This window comes from Corynebacterium spheniscorum (assembly GCF_900113445.1).
In the GTDB taxonomy this organism is placed as follows: Bacteria; Actinomycetota; Actinomycetes; order Mycobacteriales; family Mycobacteriaceae; genus Corynebacterium; species Corynebacterium spheniscorum.
The window spans coordinates 48,696-61,956 of sequence record NZ_FOPJ01000011.1 but is presented as its reverse complement, the minus strand read 5'-3'; the positions used below and the strand labels follow the sequence as shown (position 1 = coordinate 61,956).

Sequence of the window (13,261 nt, the reverse complement as noted above, 5' to 3'; positions counted from 1 at the left end):
TGAGCATGGACCATATTATTGAGGCGGTACAACAACGCATCGCCGAGCACCCAGAAATTTTTAGCCCCACCCAGCTAGCCGCGGTGGTAAGAGAAGAAGCCGGGGTGATTAGCGATGTTGATGTCCTAGCGGTGCTGCGAAGGCTTCGCCATGACTCCACGGGGGTGGGGTTATTAGAACCCATTGTGGCCACCGAAGGGGTCACAGATGTGCTGGTGAATGGCCCAAACCAAGTGTGGTTTGATCGCGGCCAAGGCTTGGAAAGAAGCAGCCTATATTTCAGCAGCCCCGCCGAATTACGCCAACTAGCCACGCGCTTGGCGTTAGCTTCCGGTGGGCGTTTAGATGATGCCCAACCCTATGCGGATGGTCGCCTGCTACGCCCCGATGGTTCCCAATTGCGCATCCATGCGGTGCTCAGTCCCCCAGCGGAACAAGGAACCTGCCTAAGTCTGCGAGTACTTCGCCAATCTCATTTAAGCCTGGTGTCTTTGATCCAAGGCGGCACCATGAGCGCGCAGATTGCACGTTTCCTCCAAGACATTGTGGCGGCCCGACGCGCCTTTTTGATTATTGGTGGCACCGGCAGCGGAAAAACCACCTTATTGGCAGCACTTTTAGCGGAGGTGCCGGAACAGGAAAGAATTATCTGCATAGAGGACACCACCGAATTGCATCCCCCGCACCCGCATGTGATCAACCTCAGTGCACGGCACGCCAATGTGGATAACCGCGGTGCGATCAGCATGAGTGATTTATTGCGCCAAGCTTTGCGGATGCGCCCAGATCGCATTGTGGTAGGCGAGATCCGCGGCGCTGAGGTGGTGGACCTACTCGCAGCACTTAATACCGGGCATGAAGGCGGGGCTGGAACGGTGCACGCCAATTCCTTAAAGGAAGTACCGGCCCGCATGGAAGCCTTAGCGGCCCTAGGAGGTTTGGATCGCACAGCACTGCACTCCCAATTAGGAGCCGCAGTAGATGTATTAATCCATGTGCGCCGCGGTGCGGATGGGAAAAGGCAGGTCCACGAAATTGGGTTATTGCACGGCAACCCCGTGGAGGTGGAGCTGCTCTGGGATAGCGAGCAGGGCGAATACCCCGGGTTTTATGACTTCCAAGCAGAACTACATAGCCAAGTGCGGTGTTTAGCATGATGCCCACGTCCCTCTATTTCTTCCTCGCCCCACTTTTATGGGGTACGCAAGCTCGCCCCAGTAAAAGACTCAAAGCTTTAAGCAGTACCCCCAGCACGCGGCGCTTAGGCAGCACCAGTATGGGGCTGGGGTTGGCGGCAGTGCTGCTACTGATTGGCCTGAATTATGTGCGCTGGAGTGTGCTGATGGTGGGCCTGATGATCACCGTGGTGGTGTGGCGCTCGTATCGTGAAGCAACCAAGAAACGCCACCACCTGGCCAGTACGGAAGCTTTAGCGGAGTTGCTAAGCCAACTTCATTCCCAAATCGAAGCTGGGGTGCCACCTGCCCGCGCCTTAGAAACCGCGGCGTCAGGTACGGCGACAAGCATGCCGGCAGAAATGCGGCGGGTGGTGCACAGTGCTTATCAGCGTGTTCACAGCGCCGGCGGTAGCCCGGCTGCCACGCTGGCGCAATCATCGCTGCCGGAGTTGATCTACCTGGGGAAAATCTGGGGGTTGGCGGAACATCATGGGTTGCCCTTAGCGCCACTGATGGATCATGCCCGCTGCCGATTAGATGCGCAGTTGCGGCACTATAAGGCCACCGCGGCGAGCCTAAGTGGTCCCAAAGCTTCCGCCACGATCTTAAGTGCCTTGCCTTTTGCCGGGATGATGCTGGGCAAAGGCATGGGGGCTGACCCCTGGGGTTTTCTTAGCGGTGGTGGGGTCGGTGGGTTGATGTTGGTGATCGGGGTGGGGCTTAGCGCCAGCGGTTGGTTGTGGTGCCAACACATCATCAGCAAAGCCCAAAACCTACATGTTCCCGCTGCGGGGAAGGAGCCGAGATGAATCTGCTCTTTCTTCTTCTTGGTGCGGCCTTTTTACTCGGGGCGCCACTGGCAAGCAGCGCTGAGCGGCTACCTAGCAGCACTATTCGGGCCCGGGATGGACCACAAAGACCACTGCGAGTAGCGCTGAAGCGCTTGCGCCGAAACCACCCGGAACAGCTCGCGGAACTAGGCGCATTAGCAGCGGCAGCGGACCTGGAGCTATTTGCTGCGTGTTCGGCTGCTGGGCTTAACCCCGCGCTAGCTAGTGCCGCGGTCGCGAGCGTGAGTGCCCCGCAGAGTGCTGGGTATTGGCAACAAGTAGCCAATCTCTTAGCACTGGGGGTGCCGGCGCAGCGCGCCTGGGAGATCATGCGGAAAACCCATGAACTGAAGGAATTAGCGGCATTGGCTACCACCGCGGAACAAAGCGGCAGCGCAGTGATTGAGAATTGCCTGCGACTGGCGCGGCAATTAAGAGCAGAGGCTAAAGAAGAGGCCACCACGAAGGCAGAAAAAGCCGGGGTGTTGATCGCCTTGCCTTTGACCTTGTGCTTCCTACCAGCGTTTTTAGTGCTCGGGTTAGCGCCCGTGGTGATCTCGCTGGGCAGCCAGATGCTGCAGCACTAGGAACACCAAGAACTATCCCAAAAAGAATTTTCACGAAAGGTAAAAACCATGAAGCAGTGGCATAGCGAAGGCCAAGAACAATCCGCGGCGATTATTGCCGCCGAAGGCAGCGGATCTCGAGGAAAGCCCACCACCCCGAGCATCCAGGGGCTGCGCAGCACCTATGTGTATGGCACACCATTTAGGCATCGCAGCCCACAAAGTCGGATCGATACCACCGTGTATGCGCGGCGGATGATGGAGGTGTTTTCAGCGAAACCGCCGCGGGCGCATCGCGAGACTGTGTTGAGCCAGGTGTTAAAGGATGAGTCGGGGATGAGCACGATTGAGTACGCCATGGGTAGCTTGGCGGCAGCGGCGCTGGCGGCGGTGCTTTATACCGTGGTCAAGGGCCGTGGCGTGGTGGATGCAATCCAATCGATCATTATGGATGCGCTGTCGAATGTGCCCGGATAAACCGGATCAGCGGCGGGGGTTGGGGGAGGAAGGATCCGTCACGATTGAGGCGGCGTTCTCCCTCAGCGCCCTGGTTGTGGTGGCCGCGCTGATCATTGCGGCCCTAGCCACCGTGGCTGCCCATGTGGCGGCCGTGGATATGGCTGGCGCCGCTGCCCGCGCGCACGCTATTGGGGTGGAATATCAGCCCCCGCGTGGGCAGGTAAGCGTAGGCCGTGAAGGGGGATTGGTGAAAGTAGAAGCGAGGGTGCCCGCACCGCTGGGTTGGCAGCGCGCCATCGCAGTATTCCCCCTGGAATATCAAGGGGAAAGCAAGTGAATGAAAAAGGTTATGCGACCTTGCCGGCCGCCGCGATAATCGCCGCGCTGGTGTTTTTAGCTGCACTTTTAGGTGCAGCAGGTGCGATGGTGGTGGCGCAGCACCGCGCGCACGTAGCCGCTGAACTAGCGGCAGTAGCTGGGGCGTGGGCACACAGCCGAGGCGAAGATGCCTGCGCGGTGGCCAGCACCGTGGCAGAACTTAATGGCGCGAAGATGCGGCACTGCCTAGTAGACGGAGCAGATGTGCAGGTGGAAAGCCGCGTAGGTTTTAGCTCGCCCACCAAGGGGGCAGCGCTGGGGCAGGCGCGGGCTGGGCCCTTATAGCGCGTGTACGGGGTGATTAGAGTTCTGCACCCAACATGGAGGTCATGGCACCTAAAAGGGTGATCGCACCCTGTTTATCGAGGGGATGATTGGCATTGCCGCACTTCGGGGATTGCACACATAGTGGGCAGCCGGATTCGCAAGGACAGGAACGCACCGCCTCGAAAGTGGTGGCGATCCAATGCGCGAACTCGCGGAAACCACAATCGGCGAAACCAGCGCCGCCGGGGTGGCCGTCGTAGACAAACACCGTGGGCAGGCCAGTATCGGCGTGCTCGGCGGTGGACACCCCGCCAATATCCCAACGATCACAGGTGGCAATAAGCGGGAGCATGCCGATAGCGGCGTGCTCGGCGGCATGCAAGGTGCCGGGAATAGCAGCTGCTGCGATGCCCATGGCTTCTAGCGCAGCGGGGTCAATGGTGTAGGCCACCGCTTTGGTCATGAGCTGTTGTGCCGGGAGATCCAGCGGCACAGTTTCTAGCACCGTGCCATCGGGCATGCGTAACTGATAATCCACCACCTGGGTGGTGACCTCCACATCCACTGAGGCCACCCACAGGCCGGGGGAGGGGTTGAATAAGGACTTCCCAGTTACCGGTTCGCTCATAATGCGGATATCGGTGCGGGTGCGTGCCATGGTGGAATACTCCGGGCTCGCTGGTTGCGCTAAAGCCACGCAGGCATCCAGATCCAGTTCTTGGATGAGGAAGGTTTCGCCGCGGTGTAGGTACACCGCGCCGGGATGCACTTGGCTACCAGCGCGGGCGGCATCCACCGTGCCGAGAACGCGGCCGTCTTCAGCATCCACGATCATCACCTCATTGCCGCTACTGCCGCGCAGATTCACTACCTGGTGTGGATCAACCTGGCCGGGCTGCAAGGTGGCGAACCAGCCGCGGGGACGCTTCCTTAAGAGTCCTTCGGCTTGGAGTTCTTCTGCCACCTGCGCGGCACCGAGTTCGTTGATCTCGGTTTGGCTTAAGGGCTGTTCGAGTGCGGCGCAGAGGAGATGTCCGCGCAGCACATAGGGGTTGGTGGGGTCGAAAATAATCCTTTCGACCGGGCGATCCACCAGCACTTCGGGGTGGTGCACCAAATAAGAATCAAGGGGTTCATTGCGGGCAATGAAGATCACCAAGGCGCCTTGGCCGCGGCGCCCCGCACGCCCACCTTGTTGGCGAAGGGAAGCGATAGTGCCGGGGAAGCCGGCGGTAATCACCACATCCAGGCCACCAATATCAATGCCCAGTTCCAAAGCATTGGTGGTGGCCACACCAAGAAGCGCCCCGGAGTCCAGGTCATGTTCTAGCTGGCGGCGATCCTCAGCTAAATAGCCGGCGCGATAAGCCGCAATGCGTTCAACAAGGTCGCTGCGCCCCAGGCTGCTGAGGGTTTCTTGGCAGCCTAAGGCGGTAAGTTCAGCTTGGCGGCGGGAACGCACGAAACTTAAAGTGCGGGCACCGGCGGCAACCACCACCCCCATGATCTCTGCTGCTTCGGTGCTGGCGGCTCGCCGTTTATCCGGCATCGGTTCACCCGCATCATCGAGGAAGGGGGCGGGCTCCCACAAAAGGAGGGTGCGCGGGCCATGCGGGGAACCGTCGGTGGTGATCACGCGCGGTAGTTGTGGGCGGTGGCCGATGAGCATGTGGAAGTGCTCGCCGGGATCAGCGCTGGTAGCTGAGGCCGCAATGACGACTGGGTGCGCACCATAATGCGCGGCGAGGCGCAGCAGGCGGCGGATGACTAATGCGACATGGGCGCCAAAAATTCCGCGGTAGCTATGGCATTCATCGATGACGATGAAGCGCAGGTGGCGGAGGAAACGTGCCCAGCGTTGGTGGTTGCTGAGGATTCCGCCGTGGAGCATATCTGGGTTGCTGAAAATAAAACGGCTATGGTCCCGAATCCCGGGGCGCGCTTCGGTAGGGGTGTCGCCATCGTAGGGAGCAGGCTGGATGCTGCGCAGGTTCTGGAGGAACTCCTGGCGCTGAGCCGTGGAAGTGGGGTGGGTTGGTGCCTGGTGGCCTGCTGCTTGATGGCTTGTTGCTTGGTTGGTACTGGGACTTCCCGCACTATTGCCATCAGACTTTTTAGTCTTATTGTTGGTATGAGTTTCGGGGCAGTTATCTTCTAGATTTCCTGGGTATTCTTCCGCTCCCGCAGGAAATTCGCTGGGAACCTGTATTTCCTGAAGCCAGCGGCTAAGTGTCAATAATTGATCCGCGCCGAGTGCTTTAGTGGGCGTTAGATAAAGCGCCGTCGCCTGTTTTTCGGTCGCTAATCTGCTCAGAATGGGCAATAAATAGGCCAAAGACTTCCCAGATGACGTTCCAGTGGCGAGGATCACGTCTTCGCCATGCCAGGCGGCGTCCGCAGCGGCCCGCTGATGACTCCATAAGCTGGAAATTCCCTGATTATTCACCAAAAAATCGCGTAGGTTTTGGTCGCACCATTCCGGCCATTCGGCCAGGTCAGCGGGCGCAGAAACGATGGTGTGCACATGCGTGGCGGAGACTTTATCCAGGTGGGTGAAAATATCTTCAATTAGTTCCGCTGTTGCGGGGTCAATGGAAGGGGGAAAAGCACCCAAAGTGCCGCTATTTTCCGCTGAAATAGGGTCATTCATGATCAAAACTTAACGTTTCGCTCCCAAAGTGTGGAACACTGGAGGTCGGTCGCAAGTTCTTGTGCGCACCGTCCCACCGCAAGGTTGTGGACGTGGTCGGCGCTCGCAGGAAGTTCATGCGAGGGCCCGGAACGTAGCTGTACCGGGAGTTCGATAGACCCGGTGCACCACCCGGTCGACCTACGTGGTGCAGCATCACCATACACAAGCAAGATTGGAATTACCCCATGGCACAAGGCACCGTTAAATGGTTCAACGCAGAGAAGGGCTTTGGATTCATTGCCCCCGAAGACGGCTCCGCAGACGTTTTCGTTCACTACTCTGAGATCCAGGGTGCGGGCTTCCGTACCCTCGAAGAAAATCAACCCGTTGAATTCGAAGTCGGCGATGGCGCAAAAGGCCCGCAGGCTCAACAGGTCCGGGCCATCTAAAACCCCGTAAACTTTTTTAGGCAACGCCGCCCCGTCCCCTCACCTAGTGGGGGTACGGGGCGGCAGTGCGTTATCCCCCTATGCTGCTTCATAGTAAATACACGATGTGTACGGTGTACCGTATGTCTCGTTAATGGCATAACTCGCGTGTGAACACACCAAAGTTCAGGACTCACCCACTGAAGCTTTGGTTTACACGCGCGTGGGTACCTAAGCCCACACGCATGAATTCTTGGGGTGTTGCCCCAAAGCTCATGCGCCTTATATTCGCAGAATGCTGTTATATATAGGCATCGCAGGACTTTTCAGCACACTGTCCTGCTCGGCCGCGCCGCTCCTTGGAGTTGGCACACTGTGTGAATGAGCCTCACACCGACCGCACCCCCACAGGTTGAGGAGCCCAACACACACGCAGGTGCCCGCAGCACAAACGGGGCTAGGTTTTAGGGCCGCGGTGTCAACGTGGGATTATGGTCCTGCGAAAATATTAGAAAATAGCAGTACTGCGAGACTGAATCATTTGTGGTGAACGGGAAAGGGATGAGCCCCGTGGCAGAGGCTAAGGGATCAGGCACCAAGCGTCTGGTCATCGTCGAATCGGCGACCAAAGCGAAGAAGATCCAGCCCTACTTGGGCAAGGACTATGTCGTGGAAGCGTCGGTCGGCCATATCCGTGACCTCCCCCGCGGCGCGGCGGATATCCCCGCCAAGTACAAAAAAGCGCCCTGGGCGCGCCTTGGTGTGGACACCGACCATGACTTCGCCCCGCTTTATGTGGTCAGCCCCGATAAAAAGAAGAAGGTCGCTGACCTTAAGACGAAGCTCAAGGACGTTGATGAGCTTTTCCTCGCCACCGACCCGGACCGCGAAGGCGAAGCGATTGCCTGGCACCTACTGGAGGTCTTAAAACCCAAGGTGCCGGTGCGCCGCATGGTGTTCAACGAGATCACCCCCACCGCCATCCAGGCCGCCGCGGAAAACACCCGTGAGCTGGACACCAACCTGGTTGATGCGCAGGAAACCCGCCGCATCCTTGATCGCCTCTATGGCTATGAGATTTCCCCGGTGCTGTGGAAGAAAGTCATGCCTCGGCTATCCGCCGGCCGCGTGCAGTCCGTTGCCACCCGCGTGGTGGTAGAACGCGAACGCGAACGCATGGCCTTCCGTTCTGCAACCTACTGGGACTTAGAGGCAGCACTGCGCACCAAGGAATCCATCCCCGGTGCGCACACCGCAGATGCTGAAAACCCCAACCGTTTCCTCGCCCGCCTCTTCACCATTGATGGCAAGAAGGTCGCCCAGGGGCGCAACTTTGATGACCGCGGCCAGCTCAAAGACTCCGCCACTGATGTGGTGGTGGTTGATGAATCTCGCGCACAGGCACTCGCCGATGCTCTCCAAGGCCGTGAGCTGCTGGTTTCGGATGTTAAAAACGAAAGCTACACCCGCAAACCCTATGCGCCTTTTATGACCTCCACCCTCCAACAAGAGGCCGGCCGGAAGCTGCGTTATACCTCTGAGCGCACCATGCGGATTGCGCAGCGGCTCTATGAAAACGGGCATATCACCTATATGCGTACTGACTCCACCACCTTGTCGGAGTCTGGTATTCAGGCTGCCCGCGAGCAGGTCATGGAACTCTATGGCAAGGAATTCCTAGCCGATGGCCCGCGGCGCTATAAGAATAAGGTCAAAAACGCCCAGGAAGCGCACGAAGCTATTCGCCCCGCTGGCGAACACTTCGCCACCCCGAAGGAACTCGCCGGACAACTCGATGCCGAAGAACTTAAACTCTATGAGCTGATTTGGCAACGCACCGTCGCCTCGCAGATGGCTGATGCGCGCGGTAATACGCTGACCGTCACCATCACCGGCACCGCCTCTAGTGGGGAACTCTGCGAGTTCCGCACCACCGGCCGCACCATTACTTTCCCTGGTTTCCTGCGGGTTTATGTGGGTATTTCTCAACGCGCAGATGGCAGCAGTGTCGACGATAATGCTGAAAAGCAGCTGCCGAATCTCACCAAGGGTGAGGCCCTGGATGTGGAGAAGATCCAGGCCGAAGGGCATGCCACCAAACCCCCGGCACGCTATACCGAAGCGCAGCTGGTGAAGAAGATGGAAGCCCTCGGCATTGGCCGTCCTTCCACCTACGCCGCCATTATTAAAACCATCCAGGACCGCGGCTATGTGTTCTCCCGCGGCAATGCGCTGGTACCCAGCTGGGTAGCTTTCGCAGTGGTTGGCCTCTTGGAGCATAACTTCGGCTCCCTGGTGGACTATGACTTCACCTCCTCCATGGAGGACATGCTTGACCGTATTGCCCGCGGTGAAGGTGATCGCACCGATTGGCTGACCGGCTTCTACTTCGGTGATACGGCCGCCGGCGATGAGATGGCTAATACCATTGCCCGCGATGGTGGGTTGAAGACCCTGGTGGGCGATAACCTCGAGCATATTGATGCCCGTGAGGTGAACTCCCTGCATCTTTTCGATGATGAGGAAGGCCGCGCCATTGTGGTGCGCGTGGGCCGCTATGGGCCCTATATTGAGCGCATTGTGGGTCGCGATAAGGAAGGCAATCCCGAATATCAGCGCGCTAACCTGCCGGAATCCACTACCCCGGATGAGCTGACCTTAGAGTTCGCCGAAAAACTTTTCGCTACCCCGCAGGGTGGTCGCGAGCTGGGGAAGAACCCCGCCAATGGCCGCATGTTGGTGGCTAAGGAAGGCCGCTATGGCCCCTATGTCACCGAGATTGTGCGCGAGGATGAGCGCGAAGAAGCTGCCGCGGAGGCAGAGAAGGTGGTTGCCGCGGAGCGTGCGGAGGAAGACCGCCAGCGCGCCGCGGAAGGCAAGCGCGCGAAGAATTGGGAAACCAAGACCGCCGCTGCGCAAAAAGAAAAGCGCATCAACCAGCTAATTGAGGAGACTCTCAAGCCGGGCACGGCTAGCTTGCTGTCCTCCATGGAGCCGGCAACTGTCACCTTGGAAGATGCCCTGAAGCTGCTTTCGCTGCCGCGTGAGGTGGGTATTGATCCCGCCGATGGGGAAATGATTACCGCCCAAAATGGCCGTTATGGTCCCTATTTGAAGAAGGGGAATGATTCTCGTTCCCTGGCTAGTGATGATGAGATCTTCACCATCACCCTGGATCAAGCGCGCCGCATTTATGCGGAGCCCAAACGCCGCGGCCGGGCGGCTGCTAAACCCCCGCTGAAGATGCTGGGTGATAATGATGTTTCGGGTAAACCCATGAGTGTGAAAGATGGTCGTTTCGGCCCCTATGTCACCGACGGGATTACCAATGCATCGCTGCGCAAGGGCGATACTCCCGAAACTATGACGGACGCCCGCGCCTGCGAATTACTATCGGAACGTCGCGCTAAAGAAGCCGCCGATGGTGGTAAAAAGAAGACGACGCGTAAAAAAGCTACCCGCAAACAAACCACCAAGCGGGTGGTGAAAGCAGGCTCGCGTAAAAAGAAAGCCACTTAAACTCTGATGACTTCCTTTATGCAGCGCACCATTCAGGGCGCCCGCTCGCTGCAGGATTCCCTGCGTCTAGCCACCAAGGAACCCGAACGTGCCGCCTATGTGGTCGCCTCCGCAATCAATATCGGGGCGAATCTATGTGGCGCACACAAGGTTGCGGCGATCTCCAAGTCCACCCTGATGCCGCTGCTAGGGGCCTCAGCGTACCGTCGCGGCACGCTACCGGTGGGGCATGCCGCGGCGTGGCTGGGTGATCTTGTGCTCATCCAGCCCAACCGTATTCCCGCCGGTGCAGCTGCGTTTGCGATCGCGCATATCGACTGGATTCGGCGAATGCGCAACCACGGCGCCACCTTCAATTCCACTCGCGCTGCCGCCCGCATTCCTTTATGGGCTTTAGGAACTGCCTACGCTTATCACTTTGAGCGTCCCGTAGCGCTGCCGGTCGCCGCCTATTCCATTTTATTGGGCGCGACGTCCATGTATGGCGATGATCCTGCCCTGATTAATCCTAAGAATCAGACCTCTTATGGCACCGGCCATGGCGGGAATCTTTTCCTCATCTCTGATTTGCTGCTACTAATCCGCGAAGTGGGCCCCGAATTCAGCCCCTTAGTTCGGAATGTGTCCGCCGCCGCGGTAATGGCCACCTATACCTTGGCGCAATTAATGCTCACTGATGGGCTTATTCCCGCCAAGAAATAGTTTCTTTGCTTTTATCGAGCCCCGCCTCCCGAAGGTGAGGGTATAAAAATCGCGCACGCTATGCATATGGCGCGGGGTATGCCACGCCGGTCATGCATAGTGTGCGCGAGATTGAGTGAAGAAAACCTGGCTGTTTTAGGCCTTCGCTGCTTCACGTTGGGAATCAGCGCGGTCGCTTTCCCGAGATTGCAGCCAGCGGTAGCAACCCAAGATCACCACCACAAAGATAATGCCGCCAAGCCAATTGGCTACTCCAGCGAAGGAATCCGGGAAGATCCCCAGCGGCTCAGCCTTGCCAGTAGCCGCAATGATGCCGGCGTTGAGCACACCGAAGAGCGATTCGCCCACAATCAGGCCAGTAGCTAGCAGCACACCCATCCGCTTCGCGGTTTCGGTATTGCGCTGCTGTTCTGCCCAACGGTTATAGAACATGCCCAAGAAAGCACCCATCGGAATCATGATGGTCAAGCTCACTGGCAGATACATGCCCATGCCCACTGCCAGCGGCGGCAGCGAGAAGCGCGTGGTGCGCGAAAGCAGCTCATCAATAATGATGATGCCCACACCAATCAAGGCACCTAAGCCCAGCAGGCTCCAATCCAAAGAGCCACCGAAAATACCTTGAACCACGGAGGACAGCAGCGCAGCCTGAGGGGCAGCCAAAGCATCCGGGCCGGCACCTTCCATACCCACAAAACCAAAGCCGGTGTACATGACTTCCAGGATCGGCGGGATAATCACGGAACCGAAGATCACACCCAAGATCAACGCCACCTGCTGTTTCCACGGGGTAGCGCCCACCAGCTCGCCGGTTTTCAGGTCCTGGAGGTTGTCATTAGAAATGGTGGCAACACCAAACACTACGGTGGCGGTAAACAACGTATAGGCCACCAGTGATGCCCCGGTTTCAGCGCCTTCACCGGTGGCATATTTAATCAGCAGCGCCGCGGCAATCACCACGATGATGCCCACACCGGAAATCGGGGAGTTAGAAGAGCCAATCAAACCCGCCATATAACCACACACGCTGGCCACAATCAGACCAATAGCTAGCACAAAGAGGATGCTCAGCGTGAGCAGCAAGGTGGTGTGATGGGAAATATCGGTGTTGTGTAAGAAGCTCCACAGCAATAGCCCCACCGGAATCATGGAGGCCAAAATAACGCCCACCACGATGGGGAAGGGGATATCCCTTTCCGTGAGATCCAAGGTTTGGCCATCATGGCGTGCGCGGGAAGAAACCATGGCATCTTTAATGCCGCGGATAATCGGCCCAATGATTTTCACCAAAGTCCACACCGCAGCCACCGCCATGGTGCCAGCGCCAATAAAGCGCACATCCTGGGAGAACACCCCACCAACAGCGTCGGCTAGGTCTTCGACCCCATCAAGAGTGCCGGCAGTGAAATAGGGCAGCAGGATTCCATAAGAGATCAGCAAGCCAACGATCATTGCGACACCAACCGAAACACCCACCAGGTGTCCCACACCAATCAACGCCATGGACATGCTGGTGCCCACCATGGTGCCGCCCGAGCCCACCCGGAAAGCCGTAGAAAGACCACCGGCAACCGCCTTCAACGCCGTCAAAAGCGTATATCCGGCAGAAGCCAGAGAACCAACAATAATGACCTTCAAACCGCGACGGTTTTCTTCCGCCTGGCCATGATCATCACCCACGCGGAGCACCTCGGCCGCGGCGACACCTTCGGGGTAAGGAAGATCCGAACCAGTCACCAAAGCACGGCGCAGCGGGATGGAATACATCACGCCCAGGATGCCGCCAATGGCGCAGATCCCCACTGTCGTCCAATAGGGGAAGCCCTGCCACCAGCCGACCATCACCAGACCCGGGAGGACGAAAATAATGGCAGAGAGCGTGCCAGCCGCCGAAGCGATGGTTTGCACAATGTTGTTCTCGGTGATGGTGTGATCAGCAAAGCGCTTCAGCACAGCCATGGAGATCACCGCAGCGGGGATGGAGGTGGCAAATGTTAAGCCCACCTTGAGCCCCAAATACACATTCGCAGCAGTGAAAATGAGGGTAATCAAACCGCCCAGGATCACTGAGCGAATAGTGAGTTCCCGCAGGGTGGAGCCGACTTTGGGTGGTGTCGACATAGCGATCGTCCCTGCCTTTCTAGTCTCATATAGGGGATATCGCCGAAGCAATATCGCTAAAGGGAGTTGTACAGCGGTCCAGAAAACACCGCGATTTCCCTATCCTATGGCAGGAATTCCGCAGGCTAAAGAACAGGGTGCCCACAAAAATGCGGGAGCACACCCCAAGTTTCCGAGGAGA

General features: G+C 58.1%; 11 protein-coding genes. 9 read left to right on the top strand and 2 right to left on the bottom strand.

Going from position 1 to position 13,261, the window contains the following annotated elements; all coding sequences use genetic code 11:
* Positions 1-5: 5 nt before the first annotated feature.
* The 6 genes from BMZ01_RS08520 to BMZ01_RS08495 all read left to right on the top strand — a co-directional run bounded on the left by BMZ01_RS08520 (position 6) and on the right by BMZ01_RS08495 (position 3,696).
* A complete protein-coding gene (locus BMZ01_RS08520) occupies positions 6-1,157 on the top strand; it encodes a TadA family conjugal transfer-associated ATPase (protein ID WP_092286483.1) in 1,152 nt (383 codons plus the stop codon).
* On the top strand, positions 1,154-1,987 hold the full coding sequence (locus BMZ01_RS08515; RefSeq protein ID WP_092286434.1) for a type II secretion system F family protein: 834 nt from the start codon (positions 1,154-1,156) through the stop codon (positions 1,985-1,987). The genes BMZ01_RS08520 and BMZ01_RS08515 overlap by 4 nt, the downstream gene beginning before the upstream one ends.
* Positions 1,984-2,595, top strand: a complete 612-nt coding sequence (locus tag BMZ01_RS08510) for a type II secretion system F family protein (RefSeq protein WP_092286432.1) — start codon at positions 1,984-1,986, stop codon at positions 2,593-2,595. Before BMZ01_RS08515 ends, BMZ01_RS08510 begins: the two co-directional genes overlap by 4 nt.
* Positions 2,596-2,832: 237 nt before the next feature.
* The gene (locus BMZ01_RS11475) at positions 2,833-3,051 is read left to right on the top strand and encodes a DUF4244 domain-containing protein (protein ID WP_092286481.1); all 219 of its coding nucleotides are present in this window, start codon (positions 2,833-2,835) and stop codon (positions 3,049-3,051) included.
* The gene (locus BMZ01_RS08500; protein WP_092286430.1) at positions 3,038-3,370 is read left to right on the top strand and encodes a hypothetical protein; all 333 of its coding nucleotides are present in this window, start codon (positions 3,038-3,040) and stop codon (positions 3,368-3,370) included. The genes BMZ01_RS11475 and BMZ01_RS08500 overlap by 14 nt, the downstream gene beginning before the upstream one ends.
* A complete protein-coding gene (locus BMZ01_RS08495; RefSeq protein WP_092286428.1) occupies positions 3,367-3,696 on the top strand; it encodes an Rv3654c family TadE-like protein in 330 nt (109 codons plus the stop codon). The genes BMZ01_RS08500 and BMZ01_RS08495 overlap by 4 nt, the downstream gene beginning before the upstream one ends.
* Positions 3,697-3,712: 16 nt before the next feature.
* On the opposite strand, the gene BMZ01_RS11300 is transcribed toward BMZ01_RS08495, so the two are convergent.
* On the bottom strand, positions 3,713-6,172 hold the full coding sequence (locus BMZ01_RS11300; protein ID WP_425304782.1) for a DEAD/DEAH box helicase: 2,460 nt from the start codon (positions 6,170-6,172) through the stop codon (positions 3,713-3,715).
* Between the two features lie 383 nt (positions 6,173-6,555).
* Between BMZ01_RS11300 and BMZ01_RS08485 the strand changes: the two genes are divergently transcribed.
* The 3 genes from BMZ01_RS08485 to BMZ01_RS08475 all read left to right on the top strand — a co-directional run bounded on the left by BMZ01_RS08485 (position 6,556) and on the right by BMZ01_RS08475 (position 10,959).
* A complete protein-coding gene (locus tag BMZ01_RS08485) occupies positions 6,556-6,759 on the top strand; it encodes a cold-shock protein (protein ID WP_092286424.1) in 204 nt (67 codons plus the stop codon).
* A gap of 540 nt (positions 6,760-7,299) precedes the next feature.
* Entirely contained in the window at positions 7,300-10,257 is a 2,958-nt protein-coding gene (gene topA / locus BMZ01_RS08480) for a type I DNA topoisomerase (protein ID WP_092286422.1), read from the top strand.
* A gap of 18 nt (positions 10,258-10,275) precedes the next feature.
* A complete protein-coding gene (locus BMZ01_RS08475; protein WP_177180125.1) occupies positions 10,276-10,959 on the top strand; it encodes a lysoplasmalogenase family protein in 684 nt (227 codons plus the stop codon).
* A 135-nt stretch (positions 10,960-11,094) separates the two neighbouring features.
* On the opposite strand, the gene BMZ01_RS08470 is transcribed toward BMZ01_RS08475, so the two are convergent.
* On the bottom strand, positions 11,095-13,080 hold the full coding sequence (locus BMZ01_RS08470) for an OPT family oligopeptide transporter (RefSeq protein ID WP_092286418.1): 1,986 nt from the start codon (positions 13,078-13,080) through the stop codon (positions 11,095-11,097).
* Between the last annotated feature and the right edge of the window lie 181 nt (positions 13,081-13,261).